Annotated in this window: 10 protein-coding genes and 2 pseudogenes; 9 read left to right on the forward strand and 3 right to left on the reverse strand. The window is 71.9% G+C overall.

All coding sequences use genetic code 11. The annotated features are described in order from the left end of the window. Positions 1-77 precede the first annotated feature (77 nt). The gene (gene ychF, locus ACFY2B_RS03070) at positions 78-1,166 is read left to right on the forward strand and encodes a redox-regulated ATPase YchF (protein WP_390761357.1); all 1,089 of its coding nucleotides are present in this window, start codon (positions 78-80) and stop codon (positions 1,164-1,166) included. 212 nt (positions 1,167-1,378) lie between these two features. On the opposite strand, the gene ACFY2B_RS03075 is transcribed toward ychF, so the two are convergent. Together ACFY2B_RS03075 and ACFY2B_RS03080 are read right to left on the reverse strand one after the other, a co-directional pair. Further along, complete coding sequence (locus ACFY2B_RS03075; protein ID WP_390761358.1) at positions 1,379-2,689, reverse strand: M14 family zinc carboxypeptidase; 1,311 nt, start codon at positions 2,687-2,689, stop codon at positions 1,379-1,381. A 12-nt stretch (positions 2,690-2,701) separates the two neighbouring features. Next, positions 2,702-2,863, reverse strand: coding sequence for a hypothetical protein (locus tag ACFY2B_RS03080; RefSeq protein ID WP_390761359.1), 162 nt, complete (start codon positions 2,861-2,863; stop codon positions 2,702-2,704). Between the two features lie 62 nt (positions 2,864-2,925). Between ACFY2B_RS03080 and ACFY2B_RS03085 the strand changes: the two genes are divergently transcribed. Together ACFY2B_RS03085 and ACFY2B_RS03090 are read left to right on the forward strand one after the other, a co-directional pair. Further along, positions 2,926-3,240 (forward strand): hypothetical protein, encoded by a 315-nt coding sequence (locus ACFY2B_RS03085; RefSeq protein WP_390761360.1) that lies wholly within the window; start codon positions 2,926-2,928, stop codon positions 3,238-3,240. Between the two features lie 841 nt (positions 3,241-4,081). Beyond that, on the forward strand, positions 4,082-4,537 hold the full coding sequence (locus tag ACFY2B_RS03090) for a CAP domain-containing protein (RefSeq protein WP_390761361.1): 456 nt from the start codon (positions 4,082-4,084) through the stop codon (positions 4,535-4,537). Positions 4,538-4,646: 109 nt separating this feature from the next. Here ACFY2B_RS03090 and ACFY2B_RS03095 read toward each other — a convergent pair. Continuing rightward, positions 4,647-5,594, reverse strand: a pseudogene (locus ACFY2B_RS03095) (AAA family ATPase); the annotation flags it as partial. Between the two features lie 574 nt (positions 5,595-6,168). Here ACFY2B_RS03095 and eccD point away from each other — a divergent pair. The 6 genes and pseudogenes from eccD (at position 6,169) to ACFY2B_RS03125 (ending at position 26,793) form a co-directional block, all read left to right on the forward strand. Then, on the forward strand, positions 6,169-7,578 hold the full coding sequence (gene eccD / locus ACFY2B_RS03100; RefSeq protein ID WP_390761362.1) for a type VII secretion integral membrane protein EccD: 1,410 nt from the start codon (positions 6,169-6,171) through the stop codon (positions 7,576-7,578). 215 nt (positions 7,579-7,793) lie between these two features. Then, positions 7,794-7,946, forward strand: a pseudogene (locus tag ACFY2B_RS03105) (type VII secretion protein EccB); the annotation flags it as partial. A 520-nt stretch (positions 7,947-8,466) separates the two neighbouring features. Next, positions 8,467-8,838 carry a hypothetical protein gene (locus tag ACFY2B_RS03110; RefSeq protein ID WP_390761363.1) on the forward strand — a complete coding sequence of 124 codons (372 nt, stop codon included), beginning with the start codon at positions 8,467-8,469 and terminating at the stop codon, positions 8,836-8,838. 269 nt (positions 8,839-9,107) lie between these two features. Beyond that, a complete protein-coding gene (locus tag ACFY2B_RS03115; RefSeq protein ID WP_390761364.1) occupies positions 9,108-9,383 on the forward strand; it encodes a hypothetical protein in 276 nt (91 codons plus the stop codon). Positions 9,384-9,451: 68 nt separating this feature from the next. Continuing rightward, positions 9,452-9,793 (forward strand): hypothetical protein, encoded by a 342-nt coding sequence (locus ACFY2B_RS03120; RefSeq protein WP_390761365.1) that lies wholly within the window; start codon positions 9,452-9,454, stop codon positions 9,791-9,793. A gap of 230 nt (positions 9,794-10,023) precedes the next feature. Next, entirely contained in the window at positions 10,024-26,793 is a 16,770-nt protein-coding gene (locus ACFY2B_RS03125; RefSeq protein WP_390761366.1) for a hypothetical protein, read from the forward strand. The last annotated feature ends 63 nt before the right edge of the window (positions 26,794-26,856 follow it).

Consider the following 26,856-nt stretch of genomic DNA (forward strand, 5'->3'; position numbering starts at 1 on the left):
GGGTCCGCCACGCCGTAAACTGGGGGATCGGCCGGTCTCCTGGCCCCCTGGCCCACTCACGTACGGGAAGTCGCAACGTGTCGCTCACGATCGGAATCGTCGGCCTGCCCAATGTCGGCAAGTCGACCCTGTTCAACGCCCTGACCAAGAACGACGTGCTGGCGGCCAACTACCCGTTCGCCACGATCGAGCCCAACGTCGGCGTGGTCGGTGTTCCGGACGCGCGCCTGACGAAGCTGGCCGAGATCTTCGACTCGCAGCGCGTCCTCCCGGCCACCGTCGACTTCGTCGACATCGCGGGCATCGTGCGGGGAGCCTCCGAGGGCGAGGGCCTGGGCAACAAGTTCCTCGCGAACATCCGTGAGTCCGACGCGATCTGCCAGGTCATCCGCGCCTTCCAGGACGAGAACGTCGTCCATGTCGACGGCAAGGTCTCGCCCAAGGACGACATCGAGACGATCAACACCGAGCTGATCCTCGCCGACCTCCAGACCATCGAGAAGGTCCTGCCGCGCCTCCAGAAGGAGTCGCGGATCAAGAAGGACGTCGCGCCCAAGGTCAAGGCGGTCGAGGAGGCCAAGGAGATCCTGGAGAAGGGCGACACCCTCTTCACGCACGGCATCGTCCAGGGCAGCGAGCGCGCCGAACTGCTGCACGACCTGCACCTGCTCACCACCAAGCCGTTCCTCTACGTCTTCAACGTGGACGAGGACGAACTGACCGACGACGACTTCAAGAACGAGCAGCGCGCCCTGGTCGCGCCCGCCGAGGCGATCTTCCTCAACGCCAAGCTGGAGGCGGACCTCGCCGAACTGGACGAGGCGGACGCGCTGGAACTCCTGGAGTCCGTCGGCGCCGAGGAACCGGGCCTGGCCACCCTCGCCCGGGTCGGCTTCGACACCCTCGGCCTCCAGACGTACCTCACGGCCGGCCCCAAGGAGTCCCGCGCCTGGACCATCAAGAAGGGCGCCACGGCGCCCGAGGCGGCCGGCGTGATCCACACCGACTTCCAGAAGGGCTTCATCAAGGCCGAGGTCATCTCCTTCACCGACCTGGTGGCCACGGGCTCGGTCGCCGAGGCCCGCGCCAAGGGCAGGGCCCGGATGGAGGGCAAGGACTACGTGATGCAGGACGGGGATGTCGTGGAGTTCCGGTTCAACGTATAGGGCATGCAGTAGGGGATCCGGCGAGGAGTCTCGTCGCTGTGAGTAGTGGCTGGCAGATGAGGCAATTCGGGTGGCTCGTGTGCGGGACCGGTCGTGCGAACGGCGCTGGGAAGATCCCGCGGGTCGGACCGGGTCGGCTCCAGCGACCTCTTACGGTTCGCTGTTCACTCTTCGCCGGCAACGACTACTCCCCTGTCCCCAGGGCACGTTCATCAAAGTGCCTTCAGGGCGCTCTCGGTGGCTGCGACGACCGTGCTCAGTTGGTGGGTCAGCTGGTGGTGCACAGGGACCCAGCGCACCTGGAGGGCCTTCTCGAAGTCCGTGCACCAGGTGGTGAAGAGTTCGTCCAGTTCGTCGTGGAGCCCCGGGGCAGCGGGGTCGTCCGCCGCTTTCAGCAGCCGTAGCAGCAGACCCGCCGCGCGCAGCGGTTGCCGGCGGGCCACCACGTCCAGGGCGGACACCTGCGCCGTCGTCAGTCGCCGCGGGTCGTCGTCGGGGGTCGCGGACGCCTGCCGGGCGAGTGGTTCCCAGGAGTCGGCGACCACGTCGTAGAGGCCGTCGGCCATCCACTCCACCACCCGCCTGAGCGGGTCGTCCTGGGCCGGTGGCAGGAAGTCACGGGCCCTGTCGAGGACGGCGGTCACCCGGCGTCCGCCGTCCCGTACCAGCCCGGCCAGGTCGCGCAGCGCGTGAGCGGCCGCCGGGTGCGGGGACAAGTCTGCCGCCAGGTCGGTCGCCCACATGGGGACTTCGACGATCGCCGTGACGCCGCCGTACCGCGCCGGGGCGCACCAGGTGGACCGCCCTATGTTCTCCGACCCGGCGGCCAGCCGGTCGGTGCTGTCCGGCGGAGGCAGGACGTAGACCGCGGGGCTGGGGTTCTCCCAGTACAGGGCGTCGTACGTGCCGTGCTGGAGGGGTATGCCGAGCAGGTCGGCGGACCTGTGGAAGGGCGCGGCCAGCCCCGGGAGGGCGCGGGTCAACTGGACCCAGCTGCCGCCCACATCGGTGCTGTGCAGGGAGCACTGGAGAACGGGCCGCAGTTCGTCGATCACCCGGAACAGCGTGCGGCTCTCCGGGGGCGGCGCTGAGACGATCGGCGCCCACTCCGGCTGTTCCGCCGCGATCGGGCGGTAGGCGGTGCGGTAGTAGTGCTTCAGGGTGTGGTCGGCCGCGGCGGCCGTCGCCCCCGCGGTTCCGACGCCGCTCAGTGCGGCGCCGTCCGGGTCGAGGCACAGGATGATGTCCCAGGTGACGACGGCGGGGTCGGTCGCCGCGGACAGCCGGTCACCGCGTGCCACCCGCTCGGCCAGCGCGAGCGCGGTCCCGCCGCCGACCGGCTCGTCGGGGTGGGGTCCGGCGACCACCAGGACGTGGCGCGGCCCGTGCCCCACGGACAGCATCAGGATCGGGCGTCCCGCACGGGACGTCCCGATCCGGCGCAGCCTCCCGGTTCCGGGGAACCGGGAGACCAACTGCTGTGCCGCCTCGGTGACGTCCGCGACCGTGGGGTAGCGGTCCATCGTTCGAATCGGTCAGGAGCCACCGTTGCCACCGCTGTCGCCGGTGGTCTCTTTCTTGTCCAGCGGACGGATCTCGATCTTGTTCGCCATGCCCTGTCCTTTCGGTGGCGGCTGTGGCGTGCGCAGGTTTGATGTGCTCTTGCCAGACTTGGTGCGGGGCGTGACTGTTGTCAACGACCGTTGCTGCCGGAGGCACCGGTGCTGACGAGATCGGTGCGAAGATGACGGTGCGAGCGATGCAACGGCCCCGGATCAAGCCGGAACACCGGGCCTACCGGACGGTGGACGGTCACATACGGATCGGCAGCGTCGTCTACAGCGTCGTCCTCGTGGTCGGTACGGCGGTCTGCCTGACGTTCATGGCCGTCGGCACCCTGCCCGTCGACGTCACCCTGCTGGTCCGTGCGGCGCGGGGACTGGGGCCGGAGCACGCTCTCGCGAAGAACGCCGACTCGGCCGCGGTGCTGGTCACCCTGGGTGGGGTCAACGTCCTGTGGGTGGTCACCCGGTGGCGTGGCCGCCGGTCCCGCAGGTCCGCGGGATCCAGTTGACAGCGGCACCACAGGGACGCTCATCGGCGACTACCGGCGACTACCGGCGACTACCGGCGACTACCGGCGACTACCGGCGGCTACCGGCGGCTACCGGCGGCTACCGGCGGCTACCGGCGGCTACCGGCGGCTACCGGCGGCTACCGGCGGCTACCGGCGGCTACCGGTGGCCACCGGTGGCCACCGGCGGCTACCGGCGGATCATCGGCGGCTACCGGCGGATCATCGGCGGCTACCGGTGGCCACTGGCGGCTACCGACGGACCATCGGCGGCTACCAACGGCCACTGGCGACGACCGGCCTCTCTGGCGCTCACCCGCGTCACCCGCGCCCACTGGTGGTCACGTCACCGAAGGCTTCCGCGGCGAAACGATCCGACCTGCCCCGCCGGTCGACGCGTCCGCCCGTTGCGGGTCGGTACACGGCACCCGTTCGAGCGGTGAGCGGGCGTCCGGCGCCCGCCGGTGCACGACTTCCTTCCGGTGTGGGCCCCGGCGGTCACGAAGTCACGTGTGTGACACCGGAGTTGCCGTTCGTCTGCCGGGGTCAAACGTGCGGAGCCGTCCCTCGCCGGGGGACACCACGTCACCCACAGCGGTGCACCGCATCCGGGCGGCGCATACGTCACGACCGTCGGGAAATCCCTGACCCGGGCGGCGCTCCCGGCCGGTTGCGCGGGCCCGGTGCCGTCCAGGTGCCGTCCCCTTCCTCCCAGAGTTCCGGGGTCCCGGCCCACCCGGGCGCCCCGGGTCGGAGCGGGCTCCGTCCCCGCCCGGCCCCAGCTCCACGACGTGTCCACGCGGGGGTCGGCCCTGCCGCGAAGAGAGTCTCCATGCGAAAAATGATCACCGTTCTGGCCCTGCTGCTGACCTCGGTCCTGGCCTTCGGGAACCCGGCGACCGCCGGTCCGCGCGGCGGCGGAGCGGCGACCCGTCTGCTGCAACTGACCAATGAGGCCCGGGTGAACGCGGGCTGCCGTCCGCTCCGGCTCAGCCCGGCGGTCGGCCGTGCGGCCCGCCGCCACGCCCGCGACCTGGTCGGGCACGCCCGCTATTCGCACGTCGGCTCCGACGGCTCAGGTCCGGGCGACCGCATCCACGCAGCCGGCTACCGCTGGCACCTGGCGGGCGAGAACATCTTCCTCGGCCCGCACGACGCCGACGAGGCCGTCCGGGGCTGGCTGCGCAGCCCAGGGCATCGGGCCAACATCCTCAACTGCGCCTACCGGCACACCGGTATCGCCGTGCGCGGACCGTCCTACCGCCGCATGTGGGTGCAGGATTTCGCCGCGCACTGACCGACCGCGGCGGAGCGCGCTCATGACGGCTCGTAAGAGCGCGCTCGCGCGTCCGCGCTGATGACGGCTCGCGAGCAGAAGGCGCTCATGACGGCCGCCGAGAGTGCGCTCATGACGGCTCGTGAGGCAGCGGCGGGGGTTCGGGCAGGTCCTCGACCAGCAGGGTCTGGAGTTCCACCAGGCCGGGTGAGTCCATCGCGGCCAGCCGCCGGGCCTGCCGGGTCGCCATCCCCTCGAGGGTCTGCCGGGCCAGCCGCGCGTTGCCGAAGGACCGGCCGCGGGGCTGCGCCTCGAAGAACGTCAGCAGTGCCTGCGGCACCTCGGGAGCGCACTCGAAGCCGGACGCGACGGCGTGCTGCCGGACGATGGTGACCAGCTCCGCCGAGCGGTAGTCGGGGAACTCGACGTGCCGTGAGAAACGGGAGGCGACGCCGGGGTTGGAGGTCAGGAACCGGTTCATCTCGGCGGTGTACCCGGCCACGATCACCACGACGTCCTCGCGGTGGTCCTCCATCAGCTTCAGCAGCGTGTCCACCGCCTCCCGGCCGAAGTCCGAGGGCGACCCGGGCGGGGGGAGGGTGTACGCCTCGTCGACGAACAGCACCCCGCCGAGCGCCTTCTCGAACACCTCCTGGGTGAGCTGGGCGGTGTGTCCCACGAAGCGTGCGACGAGGTCGGCGCGGGACACCTCGACCAGCTGTCCGCGTGGCAGCACGCCGAGCGAGCGCAGCAGTTTTCCGTACAGCCGGGCCACCGTCGTCTTGCCGGTGCCCGGCGGGCCCGCGAAGACCAGATGCCGGTTGATGCGGGAGGCGGGCAGCCCGGCCGCCTGCCGCCGCTGGGACGCCGACAACAGGTTGATCATGTCGGTGACCTCGTGCTTGACGGTGTCGAGACCGACCACCGCGTTGAGTTCGTCGAGTGGCGAGACCGTCCGGTGACCGGACGAGGCGGCCTTGACGGCGGCGGCCGCGGCCTCGCCGACGTTCTCCGGCAGCAGCACCGTCAGATCCTGCTCCCTGGCCTCCGGGAGCGCTGCCAGCCGGAACGCCTGCCGGCGGCCCGTGCTGGCGGCGGGCCGGGCGACGGAAGAGAACCACACTCAAGGGACAGCCTTCTCGGCGGCGGTACGGTCAGGCGGGCGCACGGGTCAGGCGGACAACAGGCCGGACGGGCGGAGCGGGCGGGACGGTCCATGGGCGTCGGGCGGGCGGACGGTCCCTGGGCGGTAGGGCCGGGCGGACGGTCCACGAGTGGAACCGGCGGCCGGACGGGGCGGCCGGTCGGGCGGCCGGGCGGTCGGAGGTACGGGACGGTCGGACAGTCGGTCGGACAGGCGATCGGCCGGACGGACGGCGTCGGAAACGGCGACGGAACGGGGGCGCCTCCGGCAGCAGAACTGTAAAGCCCTCCGGTGCGGCAACTCGCGGCCGGGGCCGGTCTTTTCGGCGGAAGGCGCCGGGGAACGGGCCACCCGGACGGGACCGGAAATGGTTTTGCAGGGTACAGCCGTCCGATTCCGGACGCCGGTCTCGCGCGTCCCTCCCGGCGCTCCCACTGCCACCAGGTTTTCTTCAATCCTCACTGCCTGAAGGCCCCCACCGCCCGGCACTCGGAGAGACGAGCGAGCCTTGACCGACAGTACGGTGGCACACCTGTGCCGGATCACGGTACGAGCGCCCCAGAAATCCATGGACCTGGCCGTACCCGGTGACATACCGGTGGCCGACCTGCTGCCCGCGCTGCTCGACTACGCGGGCGAGGAGACCCAGGAGGCCGGTCTCGAACACGGCGGCTGGATCCTCCAACGGCTAGGCGGCGCACCCCTGGACGGGGAGGCGACGCTCGACGAGGCCGGGGTCCGCGACGGCGAGACCCTCCACCTCAGGCCGCGCGCCGAGGCGCTGCCCGAGCCGCACTTCGACCACCTGGTCGACGGCATCGCCACCACCATGGACCGGCGTCCGTTCGCCCGGACCCCGACGGTCAGCCGACGCGTACTGATCGGCCTCGCGACGTCCGCGCTGGTCACCGGGATGGTGCTGCTCGCCCTGCCGGGCCTGGACCTCTGGCTGCGCATCGGCATCCTCTTCGGCGGCGGGCTGCTGATGCTCGCCGGGGCCGCCTCGGCCGCCTCGGCCGCCCGGGCCGTCGGCGACGCCGGGGCCGGCGCCGCGCTGGGCGTCCCGGCCACCGTGTACTGGACGCACGCGGGCCGGCTGCTGCCCGGCGGAGCCTTCGACGGCGACCAGGCCCATCAGGTCCTCGGCGCCCGGCTGCTGGCCGCGTCCGCCGCGGCGGCGGGCGGCGCGGTACTCGCGCTCGCCGTGGTGGCGGCCTTCACCCCGCTGTTCCTGGCCATGGCCGCGATCGCGGTGGGCGGCGCGCTCGGCGGGCTGCTGCTGGTGCTGATCGACCTGGGCCCGCAGCAGGCGGCCGCCGTGAGCACCCTGGTCATTGTGTTGTTCGGGGCGTTCACGCCCGCGCCGTCCTTCCGGCTCTCAGGGATGCGCACCCCGCCGCTGCCGACCAACGCCCAGCAACTCCAGCAGGGCATCGACCCGCATGCCGGCGCCGACGCGGCCGCCCGTACCACGATCGCCGACGTGTGGATGACCGCGCTGTTCGGGTCCGTCGGACTGCTCTGCACGGCCTGCCTCGCCGCCCTGGTCGAGCCGTTCGGCCGGCCCGGCGGCGGCATGGCCGCCGGACTCTCCCTGCTCCTGCTGCTGCACGGCCGCGGCATGGGCAGCTTCTGGCAGCGGCTCGCGCTGATCGGCCCCGGCGTGCTCGGCGTGGCCGGCCTGGTGGTGGCCGGTGCCCTCGCTGTCCCGCCCGGCACGCGGCCGGCGCTGATCGTCGGGCTGTTCGCGACGACGGCGGCGTGCGCCATCGCCTCCAGGACGGTGCCGGGGCGGCGGCTGGTGCCGTACTGGGGCCGGGCCGCCGAACTGCTGCACTCCGCCGCCGCGGTCAGCCTGCTCCCGCTGGCGCTGTGGATCCTCGGCGTGTACGGCTACCTGCGGGCGCTGGAGGTGTGACGCCGCCCCGCCGCCGGGCGCCGTGCCGGACGGGGGATCCGTCGCCGGGCGTCCGCGACGGCGTCGTGGCCGGCCGCGCCGTTCCCCGCGCCCCTGTGCGGCGCCGTCCGACCACGGCCGCGCATGCTCCGTCCGCCGGGTGAGGCCGATGCCGCCCGTGCCCCTGGAACTCCGACTCCGACCCCGGCCCGCCCAACCCCTGTAGGGAGCAAGACGTGCAGAACAGACGCGAGCAGATCCAGGCGCACATGTTCGTCATGGGGCGGCTGACCTCGGGGCTGCTGCGCACCGATCTGGACGCGCCGGAGAGCCCCGTCGGCCGCACCAACCGCGGCCTGGCCATCGGCATCATCGTCGCGCTGCTGGTGTAGGCCGGAGCCTTCGTCTTCGGCCTGATATCCCCGTCCACCACCGACTCCTGGCGGGTGGCGGCCATCCTCCGCCGCGGGTGCACGCACGGTGCCGACCGACGAGGGCTGCGGCGCCTCGGCGACGGGGAGGCAGGCACCGGGCGCGTCGCATGCGCCGGAGCGGCCCGTGGGGGCCGAGTCGTCCGAGCGGCCGGAGTGACCCCGACTTCCCTTTCCGCAGGCCCCTTTTCCCCGTTAAACGTGTTCGCAGTGATACCAGAACATGACGGGAAGATGAACGAATGCGGCGTGCGCATTAATGCTTGTATGTCAAGTTGCCAGAACTGTTGCACAGTCAAATTGGTGTTCTTTACGCTTGGATGAGTAACCAATGTGGTCGGGAATTGCGTCATGCGCTCCTCCGGATCTCCGCGTCGGTACCTGAACCAGCAAGCGCCACACCGCCCGTCCGGCGCGCGCCGGTTCGGCCGGCCGGGGAGTCGCCAGTGACGCCGTCGCGGAGCAGAGAAGAGGGAACGTGAGCGAGACCGGCGCGCAGCAGTCACCGGAGACGTCCACCCGTAACGGGATCCGGTCGCTGGAGCTGGCGTACGGCGGCATCCAGCGCATCCTCCAAAACGTCGAGGGCACCAAGAACAACCTGTCGAGCTCCTACCAGGGTTCGGACGGCGGCGCCTACGGCAGGCTGCTCGGCCAGTGGGACGACCAGGTGGTCAGGATCCTCAACCTCCAGGACATGACCGACAGGCTGAACACGAGCCTGGTGGAGCACGGCAAGGCCCAGGGCTCAACGAGCTCAAGCAGACCTGGTACGGCGATGACGCGGCGGTCTACGAGCAGAAGCAGGCGGAGTAGGACAACGCTGTCATCACCATGCAGCAGCTGCTGAACTCGCACGCGAACCTGCTGACCGACGTCTCCGACACCTACCGGTACACGGAGCAGAACCTGAGCCAGTTCTGGTCCGAGGTGTCCATCGGCAGCTGACCGTGTGCCGTGCTGGCGCCGCCTCCGGCAGCAGCAGGGCACCGTCGGCCGGGGCGGTACCACGACGGCACACGCGGCACACAGGGCATACAGGGCACACAGGGCACACGCGGCACACAGGGTGAGCCGCCGCCGAGGCACCGGGGACACATCCGTGAGGAGGGAACATCGATGGCGGACTTCAGTCGCCTGGACAAGCAGTCCATCCAGAGGTTCATCGACGGGGATCTGACGACGTTCATCGCGGACACCTTCGACGAGATCCACGACGGCCTGGTCACGACGGTCGAGAAGCTGCTCACGCCCCAGGGCGACAACCTGGGCGGCATCGACGGCGGCAAGTTCTCCGAGGTCCTGTCCGACTCCGGCTTCACGGGCGGGACGGGCGGCGGCGACAGCGGCGGTTCCGGCGGCGACAACGGGGACAAGGGCGGCAAGGACAAGTAACACACCCGTCTCCCGCCGCTTCTCTCCCCCCACCCCACACCCACCGGTCCTCACCCGGGAGTCCCCCCATGGCCGACGAAGCCGATCACTGGGCCAGAGCCGTCGAATCGTTCACCGGCTACACGATGCCCTCCCGCAACGGCATGTTCGACGACGTGACGGCGCTCCAGCCGAACGGGAACGGCGGCGGAAGCCCGATGATGCCGCCGAAGGGCGGCATGCGCGGCGGCGGCGAGTCCCCCTCGGAGCGCGAGCGGTCCAGTCCGGGACCCCGGGTCGGCAGGACCTCCATGCGGCGCGGCCCGGCCTCCGCGCAGGCCGACCGCCGGGCCGCGGCGACGCCCGACGAGGACGTGGTCACCACGCGGTCCAGAACCAGGGGCCGGGCCAGATCCACCAGCCGCCCGTGACCGGCCGGAACCCGGGCGGAGTCACCACGGACACCGTCAACGGCCGCCAGCCCACGGTCGGTGGCGAAACGCCCCGCATAAACGTTCCGACAACCTCCTCCGGATCGCCCCAGGGTCCACAGACCGACCAGGGGCCGGGCCAGGACGAGAGCCGGGGCCAGGGGCCGGGCCAGCACCAGCACCAGCACCAGAGTCGGGACCTGAGGCAGTCTCCGACCCCGGACTCGAACATGTCCCCGGCAATCAAGGGCAAGTCCCGCGCACCGGAGGCCGACGAGGCCGACGGGCATGTCCGCATCGCGGGTGGCGAGCCCGTCGGCACCACCGCCGACGACCGGATCGCCGTCCTGCGCGACGAACACGCCGTCGCGGTACGTGCGTTCGCGGACTCCGTCCACACGGTCACGGAACTGCGGCACCGTACGGAGACCGCGGGAAGCAGCCGCGACGCCGACGAACTCACGCGGTCCATCGCCGATGCCGAGCGCGCCCGAGCGGAGCTGGCGGGGATCGAGGACCGACTGCGGGACCTCGGCGTCGACCCGAACGCCCCCGTCCCGGACGGTCGGTCGCCCGTCGTCCCGACGGTCTCCCGTGACGAGGGCCAGCGTCGGTGGATCGCCCAGCGGGTGTCGGCCGAGGATCTCACCGCCGGCCTGCCCTCTCTCGACACCAGCGGTGCATTCAGTCTTGAGGATCTGGATGCCGCTCGGATACCGGTCAGCGACGACCTGCGGGCCCAGGCGACGATGCTCGGCGACGAACGCGCTCAGCTTCCCCTGCGGAGCAGCGGGCTCTCCCCCGACGAGCAGGCCCGGCTGCTCATGCTGCGTCCCGGACCATGGCAGCCGGCGCTCGATGTCATCGCGGCCAACGCGACACGGCGGCTGTGGCAGGAGTCGTACACGGACTTCGCGAACTCCGTGCCGGACCGTACGAACGGGAACCCGGCCCAGGATCCCTCCCGCGCGTGGGACACCGCCGCGGCACTGGTCCTGCCGCTGGAACTGCACCCGGTGCTCGCCGACTCCCGGCATGCCACGGACCCCTACCGGGACGCCGTACGGCAGGTCGCCGACGTGCTCGTGACGGGCGGCGGGCGGCCCGCGGCGGTGCACCTGGCCGACCGCCTCCGGCACGATCTCGGTCTGCGTCCCCGCCTCCGTGGTGGCGCGCGCGGCACCGGCACGATCATGCCCACCTCGTCGTCGTCCGCTCCGGAGACGGAGGTGGTGGAGCTGGTCGACCTTCCCGCGCCGATCCCCACCACCTCCACCTCCGCCTCCACGGACACCACCCCGGTTCCTGCACCGGCTCCTGCGCTGCCGGCATCCACGCCGCCGGCACCCCGGACCCCTCAGACGCCGGAGCCGGAGAGCTACGTCCAGGATTTCCATGATCTGGTGGAACGACAGGCCGATCTCGACCACAGATTCGGCGATGCCCTGGAACCGAAGAGGGTCAAGGACGAGGAACTGTTCCCCGTCAGCAAGAGGGTGCGTCCCAATCCGCTGTACAGCCGTTTCGAGGACATCGATCCGGCGTTGCTGATCTCGGACAAGCGCGCTGCGTGGCTGTACACGGTCACCGAGCAGGGCGACATCATTCTGGGCAGCGAGAAGGTGAGCGTGGTGCTCACCCGGGAAGAGTTCGATGTGCTGCTGACCGGTGTGCAGCGCACCGAACCGGATCTGACCGCTGACGGACTGCGGGCCCGTATCGACGGTCTCGGCCATACCAGCCTTGCCTTCCGGTTCGACCAGAACAAGGAGACCGTGCCCGGCCGGGCACGGATCTCCGGTGAGTTCCTCTGGGACGCGAATCTCAACTCGTGGTCGGTCAACGACAAGTCCGGCCGGTACATGAGCGCTGAGATTCGCAAGATCCTTGATCCCGCGGACCCGGTCCGCTGGCTGGACAATGTTGCCGCACTGTTCGCCGAGCGGCTGGGCGTCCCGGTGGTGCCGGTCCAGGTGAAGACGACCGGCAAGGTGAAGACGGCCGGCAAGGTGAAGACGGCCGGCAAGGTGCCGCCTCCGGTCGCGCCGCCGGTCACACAGTCCTCCGGGCCGCAGGTACCGGCCGTGGAGCAGAACGGGCCGCCGGTGCAGCAGCCCGTGCCGATGGTTCAGCAGCCTGTGCCGCCGGTGCAGGAACCGGTACCGCCCGCGGCGGATTCCACGGTGCCGCTGCCGCCCGTGCAGCAGGGCGTGCCGCCGGTCCAGCAGCCCGGCGGGTTGTCGGACGAGGCGCTGGCGGGGTTCTCGGACTTCAACGATCTCGTGCAGGAGCAGTTGGAGTACGCCGAGCTGAGCGACCCGGTACGGCATTACGGCACCCGGTGGGACGGTGAGACGGAACAGGCGTTCGCCGGCGAGGTGCCGCAGAAGACGGTGGAGTGGCTGCGGCAGCAGGTGTTCCGGGTGGTGGAGGGGGACAACGAGCCGGATGCGCAGTTCCACGCCGATGTGGAGAAGGTGCTCACCCAGCGTCTGCTGACGGACAAGCGTACGCAGTTGGCCAGCCGGTCCGGTCTGCAGTTGAAGGTGGCGTACAAGGGGTCGTGGTATCCGGTCTCGCTGCGGCGGTCCCTGGCCGTGGAGGGCAAGGCGGATCCGGGGATGGATCTGATGCCGGACGGCGGTCCGCCGGTGACGGTGCAGCGCTGGGGTTTCGGGATCGCGGAGACGGACGACACCGCGGCGGAGAGCGGGCTGCGGCCGGGCTCGGTGGCCTATACCCACACCTTCAACAGCAACAAGGGCAAGCTCCGTCAGGTCGCCGCCGGTCCGAAGGCGAACATCGTCTACAACGAGGTGAGCACCCAGACGACGATGGGGCACGTCGTCCAGCCCATGGTCATCGTGCGCAGCCGGGAGCGGACGTTCCCGTACGCGTACCGGATGAACTGGGAGCTGCGGCGGGGTGATGCCACGGCGGAGCTGCTGGCGGGCCGGATACCCGAGGACGGCTGGGAGCCGGCGGAGGGGTCCGCGCCGGACAGGCTGGTGGTGTGGTTCCCCAAGCACCTGGCGGAGGCGACCGCGCTGCCGCAGCAGGACCCGGCGGACCCGGCGACCGTGCCCGCGCCGATGGGTCGGCTGCGGACCGAGTTCCCGCTGAACGGGCCGATCGGCATCCCCGACCACGATCAGCTGTTCGCGGACGTGATGGCCTCGTTCAAGGACAGCCTGGGGGATCTGTCGGACAAGTCGAAGGAGGCGCTGCTGGAGTACTTCACCGAGGGCAACAACCGGGCGCAGCTGCCGATGACGTGGACCGGATCCACGCCCGCGCCGCTGCTGAAGAACTCCTCGGGCTCGGTGATCGGGTACCTGAAGCTGGGCATGGACTTCGACGACGACGCCGAGGTGACGGGGCCGACGACCCAGAACGCGGTGGTGGAGTCGTATGTCCTGCGGTCGGTGAAGGTGCAGGGCAGTTCGTCGGTGACCAACTCGCTGGGGATCAACGTGCCGATCCCGGGGCTGTCGTTCGTCCTCGGCGGTGATATGGACCCCCGGACGGGGGTGGCGGGCCTGGGTGGTTCCGTGACCGCCGAGGCGGGCGTGCAGCACCGGTTCGTGCACACCCTGACGGGCGGCGGCAGTGCGCGCATCGTGCACTCGCTGCGCGCGGCCAAGCCGTTCTTCCAGGTGGGCGCGCGGGCGAAGCTGAGGGTCAGCCTGGTCCGTCCGGCGGGGGAGGCACTGGGTCCGGCGCCGGGTACGCCGCTGGCCGATCCGGCGCGGCGGTATGCGGTGACGATGAAGGTGCCGTCGCTGGCGACGCTGGGGCACGAGCCCAGTGAGGCCGAGCGCCGGTATCTGCCCTCGCATCTGTCGGAGATGCGGTCGCTGGCGGTGTCGACGACGCCGTTGGAGGTCACCGGTGCCGAGCCGCTGCTCGCCGAGGCCGAGGAGTGGCTGCGGGACAAGGGTTATCTGCCCCCGCGCTCGGGGGTGGCGGAGTGGCTGGATCCGCTGGTGGCGGATGAGATACGGGCGGCGCGGCTGCTGAACCAGCAGAAACTGGACCGGATCCGGGAGCAGTTGGGGTCGCGTGCCGAGCTGGAGGAGGCGATCGAGGGCGGCGCGGACACCACGTTCGAGCTGCCCACGGCGAAGGGCCCGCGGCGGGCCACGCTCAACCATGTCGTCGAGCGCCGGTATCCCGGGCCGAACCCCCATGACGGTGTGGTGCACGAGCGGGTGCTGCCGGATGTGCAGACGCTGAACTACTCGGGTGCGTCGGTCGCGGGGGAGGAGCAGTTCAGCTCGACCCCGGCGGCCATGAGCGCCGCCGTCGACGGGGCGGCCAGCAACCCGCTCGACAGCCCGAGCGTGAACCAGCCGCTCAACCAGGCGGGTGGCGGGTACGCGTACCGCTGGTGGAAGACGAAGACCCACGGGGCGGCTTCGGGTACCGGGCACGAGAGTTATGCGCTGAGCCCCACCGAGGACGGTGCGCAGGTCTTCCGCGTTCCGGTCACGCACCGGGTGGGGATCACCGTCGGCCCGGGCGAGGAGGGGCTGGCGGCGTCGGAGGCGGACGGTGCGGTGCGGATGGCGGTGCCGACGTACCGCACGCTGAAGGAGCCGCCGGCTGCCGGCACGTCCCCGCAGCGGGTGATCGTGCGGGATCTGACGGAGGAGGACACGGCCGGGCTGGCGGGTCCGGAGGACGGGCACACGTATCAGAACGGTGTGCTGCGTCCGCCGGAGACGTGGTGGGCGGACCGCGTCGAGGGCAGCAAGGTGCTGAAGGCCGTCGTCCATGACAGCTTGGCCGGGCTGGACGAGGAAGTGGCCGAGCTGGAGCGCAGGGCTCGGGCGGCGCCGATGCCGCAGGTGCCCGGTGCCTGGGTGGAGGGGGACGACGAGCCGGACACCGCGCAGGATGCGCCGGACACCGTACGCGAGGCTGCGGACACCGCGCCGGACGTGCAGGACCCCGAGCGGGACGCGCAGGGCACCGACCCCGAACGCCCCGGCGCACCACTCGATCCGAACGCCTCCTCGTGGAAGGGGATGCTGGCCGATCTCGGCTCGCAGGCCGCCTGGGCCGGGGGGCGGTGGGTGGCCGAGTGGTCCGGGGCGGCGCCGACGTGGCGGTTCGTCAAGCATCTCGCGGTGGGCGAGCCGGTCACGGACGGGGCGGCGCCGTCGGAGCAGGTGCATCGGTTGGCGCTGTCCCCGCAGCACATGACGGCGCACTCGCTGCGGATCTTCCGGGACTCGCACGAGATCGAGGGCGGCGGCACGCCCGGTGGGGCGGCCGGAACCGATGTGATCGTGTCGGTGGAGGGCTATCTCACCGACATCAAGCTGATGCCGCAGCCGCCGAAGATGGACTCCGAACGGTGGTTGCAGTCCACCGACAACTTCAAGACCACCGAGTCGGTCACCTCCGGGCACACGTTCACGAGCAGGGTGGGCGGACGGTTCGGGACCACGCGCCGGTCGGCCAACCCGGCGGGCCGTCACCAGTACGACACGTCGACCACGGAAAGCGAGACGGTCAACGACAACACGGGCGCGTTCCGGGTCACGACCGAGGACACCACGCTGGTGCACCGGTTCACCGCGAAGGCGGTCTACGTCGTCACCGTCCGCCGTGGTCTGAACAACGTCTTCGTCGGCACCCTGCGTCCCGGGCCGTATCTGGAGCGCAAGCGAGTGGTCGAGGTGCCCGACGCGGTGGAGTTCCTGCTCGTCGACAACGACCTGCGCAACCACCCCGATCTGCGGAACATCCCGGGAGTCCCGGCAGCGCCCAAGGAGGAGCGGCCGCTGGAGCGGAGGCTGCCGTCCTGGTACATCGACGGCCGCGGCGCGATGGGCGGCGGCGCGGTCACCGAGATGCATGCGCGGGGCGGCAGGAAGGCGTTCCACAACGCTGTGCTCGCCGCGGTGGAGAAGGGGTCCCCCGGGATCAGCGTGCCGGGCCACTCCGGCTACCTGCCCTACGTGCTGAGCAGGATCAGCGAGCACACCAGCACGCTGGGCATGCGTACTCTGCCGAACGCCGGGCCGGGGCCCGAGGACGGTGTCGCCTTCCACTTCGTGCACCGCTCCTGGGCGGGGCCGCGGCTGGTGGAGGTCGTGCTGCGGGCCAGGCCCGCGGACGACACCGACCTGGACGCCCAGCGCGGCCGGATGGTCGACCCCAACTCGGGTGTGGACAACGTCTTCGGGCGTTCCAGCGGTGACGGCGCCGCGTTGAGGAAGCCCGGTGCGACCAGTGTGAGTACCGGCAAGAGCCGCAGTCACACGCTGGCCTTCCAGCCGGCCGGGCAGGTCCGTGGCAACCAGGCCGTGCCCCAGCTGAACCTGACCAGCAGCCGCTCCACCCTCGACACCCAGTCCTCCGCCCGCGAGCTGCGCACCTGGAAACGCACCGGCAACAGCGCCGAGTTCAACGGCGTCCGCTACGTCCTTGAATACGAGGTCACGTCCCGGCCGCTGGAAGAGGCGATGCTGGTCAAGCTGGTGGACAGGGCGGCGAGCGGCGTCGGCCAGGGTCTGCTGTGGATGGGGCGGGCCACCCGCATCCTGGAACTGCTCCCGGAACTCAAGCGGCTCCCGAGCCCGGTCAGCCGGATCAGCGGTTCGGTCGCGGCGTCGGCGAGCCTGCGCTTCGACGCGAACGAGACCCCGGTCGACGGCGGCAAACGGGCCCACTCCGTCCAGCCCGTCCTGTACGACTTCGACCCGACCCTGCGTCCGGGCCCGACACCGGACGGGAACGGGCTCGCCCTCCAGATCGACGAGGACCAAGTCCCAGCCGACGTACGGCAGTTGCTGGCCGGTCCGCAGTGGGTGCCGTCCCGCGCGTTCCACATCTTCGACTTCGGCGGTCCCCAAGGACTGGCCAAGGTGGGCCAGGCACTGCGCGAGGTGGACCCGTCCCTGACCCAGCCTCTGGGCTCGGGCACCTCCCGCTCGGCCGAGGGCCGACTGCTGCGCCTGACCGAACTGGTCGCCTCGAACCGGCTGACCGTGCTGACGTCCGCCCACGCCGGGCCGTTCCTCGGAGGACCGGGCGGCAATGGCACGCTGCTCAAGATCAGCCTGTTCTCCCCGCGTCCCGAGACCACCGGCAAGGACGTCGCGATCGACCGGGTCGAGCTGTCCGTGGACGGCTTCCTCAGCCAGGCCGACGGCGGCATGGGCGCCTCCCTGACCTTCACCGGCTCGCCGGTGAACGCCGCCGGGACCGACCGGGGCAGTGTGAGCGTCCCGCTGCTCGGGAACAACAGGCGCCTGGGCGAGATCTCCAGCGTGTCCAGCCAGCGCCGTGAACTGCTGCGCATGGGCACGCCCAAGGAGGGCGCCGACGGCTCCGGGCTGACCGGTCACCGGGCCCGCGCGCTCGCCGTGATGGAGTTCCAGGGGCCGGACGGCCGTCGGCGCTGGCTCGTCGGCGACCTCCTCTTCCGCACCACCGAAGCCCTCCCACCCGCTCCCGAGGTGACCGGTACCACCCGGCGGACGGACGTGCGGACGGACGTGCGGACAGATGTGCCGGCGGACGTGCCGCCCCCGCCGACGCCGCCCGCGGTGCCGCCGCCTCCACCCACGGTGAACGTGCCCCCGCCTCCGCCCCCGCCCGCGGTCACGGCGCCGGTGCGGCCCGCGCCCGCGGTGCCGGTACCGGTGCTTCCGTCGACCGAATCCGTGACCGGACCGGTGACAGCACAGGGCTCCGTGTCGCCGCGCCCTCGGCCGGCAGGGGGCACCCTCGACGAGATCGACGCCATCGGGCCCGCGCCCGTGACCGAGCCGGAGGAGGTGCGGCAGGGCCCCCGCTGGGACCCGGCCGTGCTGGCGCGGGTGAACACCCTGCTGCCCAGGATGCGGCCGGAACGCGAGCCGGCGACCGCGGAAGAGGTCGCCGCGTACCACGACCGGCTGCCCCGCTGGCAGCAGAGCCGGATTGCCCACGACCGGGGCGAGGCCATCGCGCACCTGATCGCCGGGTTGCAGCCGCCCCAGGGACGTGGCGGCGCCTCCGACCACACGCACCCACAGAACTCGCCCTCCCCGGCCCCCTTGGCGAGTACCGTCACCTCCACCACACCGACGACGTCCGTCGGTACGTCGTCGGGTACCACGCCCCCCACCGGTAGGCGGCCGGGCGCCACCCCCCGCGTCAGCCGTTCCCGCCCTGACTCGCCACCTCGCGCACACCGGGGCGGCACCCCGCTGACCACCGTGCCCGAGGACGTCCCGGCGCCCCCCGTTCCCCCCACACTGCCGCCCGTGCCGGGCCCGGCGACCGTACGGCCCGGCGGCAGCCGGCCGCCCGCCTGGGTCGGCCACGACCTGGACCGGCGCAGGCCGCCGCGCATCGACCGGGACCTGCCGGCCGCACCCCTGGACGGCGGCGGACCGGTGCGGTTCACCGACGGGACCCGGCTGCCCGCCTACATGGGCGGCGTCGCCGCCCTGCTTCCCGGGCTGTCCCCCGACGTCCTGCGCCGCTCCTACACCCTCGGCCAGAGCGACCCCGAACTGCGCGGCGGCGACCAGGTCGCGGCGGAGATCGTCGGCCGGCTTCCGGGGAAGGTGGCGCCCGCCGCGCCCAAGAAGCGGCGGGGCACCACCCCGCGGAGCCTCCAGGAGGACATACAGCTGCGGCTGGCGCGCAATCCGCGCGGCTTCTTCGGCGACGGACACCGGTTCACCTACCGCACCACGGGCGGCCGTACCCGGGTGGTCACGGTGCGGGCCCGGCCGTACGGGAACTGGAGCCGGTTCACGTTCGGTTACGCGAACCCGGTCAAGGTGGACACCATGCAGCGGTTCACCAGCACCACCGGCCGGGCCGCCGTCAACAGCACCTCCACCTCGCTGCTGCCCTCCGTGCCGCTGGGGCCCGCCAAGGAGAAGTTCCATGTGTGGGGGCGGGTCCACATCCGCAAGGCATGGGGCAAGCGGGCGCAGTACAACATGCAGAACCAGGTGGTGAACCAGAGCGAGACCCGCACCACCGACGGGTCCCACCCCCACCTGGGGGACGTCTGGTACGAGGCCACGGTCACCGACCGGCTGGGCCGGCCGGTGGACGACACCGGCACGCACGTCCCGGCGGGCAGCAGGCGCGCGGTCGGCTTCGGCTTCGCCGTCCGGGACGGTGTGGGGGCCCGGCTCGCCGACAGCCTCACCCATGACACCGCGCTCCCCGAACCACTGCCCGAGCGGATGAACCTCGGCGGCCGTCCCTCCTACCGCCTGGTCGGTACCGAGGCATACGGCCCGATGGCGCACATCCACGACTGGGCGTTGCAGCAGGCCGGGGTCAAGTCGGACAGCTTCGCCGGCTCGCAGCTGGGCGACTTCTTCTCCACGGACGGCTTCCACCGGATGAGCCGTACGCTGAACGCGGGCCGGACCACCACACCGCCCCTCTTCCGTGACTCGGCGGGCCAGTCGCCGTTCGGTGTCTTCTCGGTGGAGGTCCGCTCCGGCGAGGCGGTCCGGATCAGTGAGACCAAGGCCGCCGAACTGCGCGACATCATGCAGTCCACGGTCCGCAACGAGCGGATGATCGGCCGCTCGAAGAACACCGACATCGGCGGCGCGCTCGGGCCCGCCTTCCACCTCTTCGGCCTGAGCCAGGGCAAGTTCGACCTGCGGGTGCTGCTCGGGATCAACGCCCGGTACGGCAGTTCCCGCAGCCGTACCTCGACGACCGGCGGCACCGGCGCCCTCAAGTCCGCAGGACAGGCCAAAAACAACCCCACCGGGCTGTACCTCGTCCAGAAGGTGATCACCGTCACCGCGCCGCCCGACACCAAGGCCCCGCTGCCCGCGCAGCGGGGCGACGGGCGGGGGCGGCGGGGCAAGCTGCGCAAGAACCCGCCGCGGACGTGGAGCCGGCTGCCCAGCAGCCGGACCTTCGAGACCTGGGCCGTGGAGCGGATGACCGCCACGGAGGCCCGGCGGCTGGCCGGCCTCGACGACGGCCTGCTGCGTACCGCCGAGCCCGCCGCGCCGCCGTATCTCGCCGAGGACAACCCGACGACCCTGGGTATGGCCCGCCCGGAGGAGTTCACCTTCGCCGACGGCTCCGCCACCCGTACCGTCGGCGGCCGGGAGCGCACCTTCGCCGAACACGTCGCGGAGCGGATGCTGGACGAGGTCGCCCGGGTCCACCCGGACCTGGTCGCGCCGCTCGCCGAACTCAACCCGGACAACCCTCGCTGGCGCGACGCCGACCACTTCCAGATCGTGGTCTCCAATTCCCTGGAGGTACTCAACACGCTGACGCACCACAGCATGGAGGGCACCCTCGAAGCGATGCTGACCACCGGCCTGCCCATCCAACTGGTCGACTCCGGCTGGGTCAGCCGGGGGCTGCGGAACGTGTGGATCGACGCCCAGCTGACCGGGCGGCGCTACGAGGGGTTCCAGAAGGACCTGCGGCTGCGGTTCAGCGCGCCGGGCAGCGAGAACCTGGGCGGGCAGCAGAGTGGCGGGCGCGGCGCGCACGTCGGCGTGGAGGGCCTGGTGTCGGTGCGCGACACCTCCACCGACAACATCGGCATGCCGATGCACGCGGGCACGGTGTCGATGGGCGGACGCTACGGCGTCCGGCGGGACTCCGACAGCTCCTACGGCCCCAGTGTCACGCACGAGGCCATGTCCATCGGCACCAAGGGCTCGCACCTCTACAGCTACGACCTCACCATAACGGCCCGGCAGAGCGGCTTCTGGCGGTTCCGCAGCCTGCTGCGCGGCACCCTCTTCCTGAACCTGCTGGGCACCCAGCCGTTCGTCTTCGCCGAGCGGGAACGCCCCCTGATCGGGCCGGGCTCGGGCCGGGCACCGGTGACCGGACGGGTGCTGGTGAGCATCCCGGCGGAGCACATCCCGAACAGGCCCGTCCCGGCCCGTCCCCGGCTCGCCCACTACGGCCGGCCGCTTCGCATGCCGAACCGGGTGGCCCACGATCTGGCGCTGGCGACCCCCACCCTGTTCGAGCAGGCGGCGCGGCGCCGTGTCCCGGCGTACCAGAAGCACCCGTTCCTCACCTTGACCGTGACCGCCGACCCGGGTCTTCTCCAGGCCACCCAGGAGACGCTGGAGGAGGCGTCCGGGAACTCGTGGCTGCTGTCGCAGGAGGGCGCTCCCTCGCACGACGCGGTGATGCGGGCGTTCCAGAGCCAGTACCTGACGGCGAATTTCGACCAGACGTCGAGTCCGCTGGCGTGGCGGGTGGCGGGGCTGTGGGACAAGGCACCGTATCTGAACCGGTCCTCGGTGGTCGCGCACCGCACGCGGATCCTGCCGGACAGTATCACCGCGCTGACCGGTGGGGTTCCGGTGGACACGGAGACCACGATCGGTGGTGTCACTCCGGTCGCCGGCCGAAACTCCCGTACCAGTTCGCTGTTCTTCGGCGGCCAGCTCGGGTATCTGCACTCCCATGACGCCGGGCCCGGGGTGTCCGGCACCTACGGTGTGGCCGTCAGCCCGTACCGGCTCGACCGTTCCCGGGTGTCCACCGTCCTGCGCAATGCCGTCGCGGAGATCAACCGGAAGGACTTCAACCGTCAGGTGCTGGTGACGGGTGACGTCCAGCACGAGATCGCGGCGGCTTCCTCCACGGTCGGCCAGCGGGCGCTGGGGTGGAGCAATATGTGGCGGCGGCTGGCGGGGACCGCTGGGCGCCGGGTGCTGATCGACAACGGCTGGACGGCGCACATTCCGGAGAAGAGCGCCTACCGGCTGGGTCTGCTGACGGACCGCTGGAGCGCCGGCCCCGACGGCCGGTTGCTTCCGGATGGCGGGGTGCCCCTGTACGACGGCCGTTCCGGCCGCGCGGGCCGTTCCTGGTCGCCGCAGCCCTGGCTGTCGGCCAATCCGTTCGGCAGTTTCCCGGTGAACTCGCTGAACACGGCGTCGGTGCTGGCTGATTTCGACCGCAAGCTGCGGCCGCTCGGGCTGTCCAAGGCGGACCGGGACACCGTCATGCGGCTGGTCTCGGACCGGGTGGTGCGGGGCATCGGCAAGGAGATGGTGGGTGCCGGTTCGTCGGTGGCGGCGGGTGTGGGCCGGTGGGGTTCGGGGACGGTGCAGTTCTGGATCGGTTCGCGGCGGGCCAGGGCGCGTGCGGAACTGGTTCCGGTCCAGGTGCCCCGCGCCGAGGCCGGGGCGGAGGCGGGCGGTCCGGGGTTCGGGGGGCTGGGTCACAGTGTGGAGCTGGAGGAGCACCGGCAGGCGGTGGAGACGGTCCAGGAGGGCCGCGACCGGGCCTCGGGCGCCAGCATCGGCACGGTCATCACGGAGGGCGTGCACACCGGTAATGAGACGGTGCGGGCGGCGGGCCCGACCTACTCGGAGATCGGCTCCACCCAGCAGAACGTGTCCCAGAACCGGGCCGAGGGCGGTGTGCGGATCGCCACGGCGACGACCACCCAGGCCCACGGCGAGTACGTCACCCGCTACCGGCTCCGCCTGACCCTGGAGATCACGGACACGGGGGTCCCGGGCGACACGAGGAACACCGGCGCCACGGCGACGACCGGTAACACGTCAACGATCGTGGGTAACACGGCAACGATCGGCACCACTTCAGCGACCGGTAACACGGCGACGACCGCCGACAACACGGCTGCCGCTGTCGGCAGCACGGCCTCCACCAGGGACCGCATCCGCGAGCGGGCCGGGCGGTGGGTGCGGAAGGCCACGGGCCGGCGCCGGTTGTCCATCGTCTCCGAGGGCGAGGTGGGCGACCTGATCGAGCACTACCCGCTCAGCCTGATGCGCCCCGATCCGCCGGTCCGGGCCGACGGTGAAGCCCAGGAAGCCGACCCGCTGGCCCCGCCGGTCCTCGCCCCGCCCGGTACTCCTCGCAAGGTGGATGTGCCGCGTGCCATGGGTGCGGGCGGCTGGCACGACGTACGGCATCCGCGTGACGGCGGTACGAAGCCGTTCACCCTGCCCGAGGACGGGTTCAAGGTCCGCCGGATCGTCGGCCTGGACCAGCTGCACAACGCCAACACCCTTGCGCTGGCGGGCGCGTACGACGCGTCGATCGAGCTGCCGCGCACCGGCCGTCCGAGCGACCGGCTGATGGCCAGGGCGCTGGACACCCCGCTGACCCGGGCCGGTACCGGCTCAGCGCAGAACCTGGAGGACGCCACCGGCAACGGGGCGCTGACCGCGTTCTACGACCGGACGCTGAACCCCGGCGGCTACCAGGTGCCGGGCCTGACCGACCGGGGCTTCTTCGGCGGCGCGGACGGCGACCTGACCCTGTACTCCAGGCCCGACTTCGGCGGGGCCCAACTGCTCACCGTCACGGACGGGATGAAGCACGAGGCACCCAAACGGCACACGCAGGCCGGCGGCATGTCCGCCGCCCGGGTCGGCACCACCGAGTCCGCGCTGGGCGGTGGTCCGCTCATGTCGACGCAGGACACCGGCTCCAACCAGATGGGGGCCTCCGGTCCCGGTGACTCCTCGACCGACTCCGACGCGTTCACCGCGGGCGGTGACCGGCTGGCCTCGGTGAACGTCAAGCCGAACACGACGCGTTCGTTCCTCTTCGCCATCCCCACCACCTGGCTGAGCGTGGCCTCCGTCCACCACCACGTGAAGGACAGCGGTGCGGTACGGGTGCTGCGCAGCCCGTTCGGCAACACCCGCCGGGCGCCGCAGGCGGTGCAGACCGACACGGCCGTGCTGGCCTGGGTGCGTGAGGACGTCGCCCGCGACCTCGGCCTCATCGACGACACGGGTTTCCCGCCGAAGGTGGCCAGGGCGTGGGAGGCGGTCACCAAGGCGGACAAGGCGTGGACGGCCGCCGACAAGGCGTACTGGGACCTGCGCCGCGGCGAGGGAGCGCGGCTGGAGACGGCGCTGGCGCAGGCGGAGCGGAACCTGGCGGCGCTCACCGTCCGCAACGCCGAGAACCTGCCGGAGATCGTCGACGCGCGCGCCGTCGTACGGCACCTCCAGGACGAGACACGGTCCTCCGATCCCGCCCACGACGGCTGGGCCGAACTCCAGGACCAGCAGCTGGAACAGGCCGAGAGCCGGCTGGCGGACCTGCGGCGGGCGGCAGCCGCCGAGGTGACCGCCGCCCAGGACGCCCGGAACACCGTACAAACCGAGCTGAACGCGCTCACCACCCGGCTGGACACCGCGCGCACCACCGCCGAGACCCTGGCGAACGAGTACGCCGACGTGCGCGAGGGCGCCGACCGGCTGACCCGCTGGCACCAGCTCAACGCCACCCAGGAGGGCCGCAGGCAGCTCGGCACCACCCCCGAACCGGCCGAGGTCACCTTCACCCCGCCGCCCGCGAACGGCGCCGACAAGTCACCGGCCGCCAAGAAGGACGAGAAGAAGGACGAGAAGAAGGACGAGAAGAAGGACGAGAAGAAGGACGAGAAGAAGGACGAGAAGAAGGGCGAGAAGAAGGGCGAGAAGAAGGGCGAGAAGAAAGAGGTCGACACCGGGCAGGGGGTCCGCCCGGCCTACGACCGCCCGCCCTGGCAGCCGGACCCGAAGGAACCCGGCGTACGCTTCGACGCCGCCACCGACCACCGCACCCTGACCGCCACCACCCCCGACGGCCGGACCCAGGTCTACGACCTGCACCGGCCGGATGTGAACGGCAACGGCTTCTACGCCGCCGTCGCCCACGCCCTGCCCGGCCGCCCCGTGAACCACGTACGGCTCGCCGAACGGGTCGCCCACAGCCCGGATCTGCCCGCCGACGCGGCCCTCGACCCGGACGCGGCTTTCCACATGGGTGAGTTGGAAACCAGAATCCCGTTCCGCACCCTGCGCGACCCCGGTCTGCGCACAGCCATCGAGGCCGACGGGGGACGCCTGACCGACGCCGTGCGCGACCAGCTCAGCCCCTTTCAACGGCTGAGCCTGGTCCGGCTGCATGTGCAGCGGGCCCGCCACTGGGACGACGCCACGGCTGAGCTGGCCGCCTCGGTGACCGCGCGCACGCTCGGCGTGAACCTGACGGTGGTCGACGAGGACGGCAGCGCCCGGTGGTTCTCCGGCGCCGGGCCGAACGCCACCGAACCGCTCCGCGAGGCGACCGTGTACCGCCGGGGCGACTCCTACCTGTCCGTCCTGCCCCACCCGCTCACCCCGACGGGGGCGCCCCCCGGGCCCCTCGCACCACCCGCTCCGACGTATCCGCCTCCGCCACCGCCCACGCCGATGGTGACGTCTTCGGAGCCGCCGACGGCTACGGCGGCTACGACCGCGACGACGACTACGACGCCCACGACGGCCATGACCGCGACGACGGCCGCGACTTCGATTCCGGGGGCGAACCATCCGTTCGTCGAGGGCGGTCGTACCGACGGCGGCGGGCGGTCCTCCGACACTGCGGAGAACGACGGGCGGGACGACCGGGACGCGGGACTGGACCCGCCGGTACGCACCGTCCCGGTCGTGGCCCTGGACGAGGCCCAACGCCGGTGGATCGCCCAGCAGGTGACGGACGGCGACCTCCCCGCCGACCGTTCGGGACGGGGTATCCCCGGCCCCGAGGGCATCTACGACGCCGACGAGCCCGTCGACCAGCTCCGAAAGCTGATGCGGGAAACCGGCAGCTGGCCCCAGGAGGTGCACGCCGTCGCCGCCCGCGCGGCCACCCGGATCTGGAACCAGGCGTACGCGGACTTCACGAACAGCGTGCTCGCGGCCGACCCGGACACCCCCCGGCAGGAGATGACGCGGCACTGGCACAGGGCCCTGCGGCTGATCCTGCCGGTGGGCCCCGAGCCCGCCGTCGCGGACCCCCGGTACGCCGGTGACCGGTTCCAGGACGCCGTACGGCAGGTCGCCGACCTGCTGGCGGCGGAGGACGGGTCACGGCAGGCGGCCAGGGAACTCGCCCAGCGGCTCCGTGACGTTCTCGGCATACGGCGCCAAGGGCAGGGGCAGGGCGACATCCCTGGCACCGCCGCTGCCACACAGGTCCCTCCGCCTGTCCGTCCTCCGCGACCCGTCCCCCCGGCGCGCGGAACCACCGGACCCTGGACGCTGACCGACCCTTCCGTCCCACCGGCCGAACCCGGACCGACCCCCGCCGCGGGGAACGCGACGGACGCCTTCGCCGTGCTCGCACCGGGCGCCGAGAACCATGTCACCGGCCCCGCCTCTCCGGCAGGTTCCCCGGGTTCGGCGGACATGGACCTGGACACCCCCGAGCCGGAGTCCCCCACACCCGTACACCCCGCCCCCGGTGCCCTGTACCACCAGACACTCGTCCGGACCTTCGGCAGCGGCCTGACGGCGAACGGGCTCTACCCGCAACTGCGCGACACAGTGGGGCAGTTGGACGGTCTGCGGCAGTCGTCGGACGACCCCGCGCTGCGCGCGGGTCCGCGGGCCCCTGTGCTGACGGTGCAGCAGGTACCGGACAGCGGCGACTGGTTGCCCAGGGCCCTGGCGGACGCGCTGAAGGTCTACGCGCTCGGCCGCTTGCAGCGTCCGGGCCTGGGCGCCCTGCTCTCGCGGCCGGACGCCGCCGAGGCGTTCCACCGCTGGGTCGAGTCCCGGCTCGCCGAACCCGACGCGGGGCAGTACGCCCCGCACCTCGCCTCCGACGGCTGGGCCGGGCCGGGCCGCGCGCTGACCCTCGCCGAACTGAATGCCCTGGACGTGCGGGTGACGGACGAGCAGCGCGGCTACGCCGGGCTCGCCGGAGGGCTGTCCCCCGGGGAGGTCGCCCTCTCCCTCGCCCAGCGCTACCGGCTGCTGCGGCAGTGGGACGACAGCCGGGTCACCGTCACGGAGACCGCCGCCGCCCTGGCGGCGGCCGACCTCGGTATGCGGATCGCGATCACCGGACCGGGCGGCGTCGTACGGCACTTCGACCCTGCCCCGGCGGTGAACCAGCGACGGCCCGACAGCGACCCCCTGGCCACCCTCACACCATCAGGACGACCCCATGCGGTCGCCTCCGCCCGTGCCCACACCACAGGACCCCGGCAACCCCGGTACCGCCGATGACTCCGCTCCCGGCAACCCCGCTCCCGGCAACCCCGGCGCGACCTTCCCGGGCTACCTGGACCG

This window comes from Streptomyces sp. NPDC001270 (genome assembly GCF_042896695.1).
GTDB lineage: Bacteria > Actinomycetota > Actinomycetes > Streptomycetales > Streptomycetaceae > Streptomyces.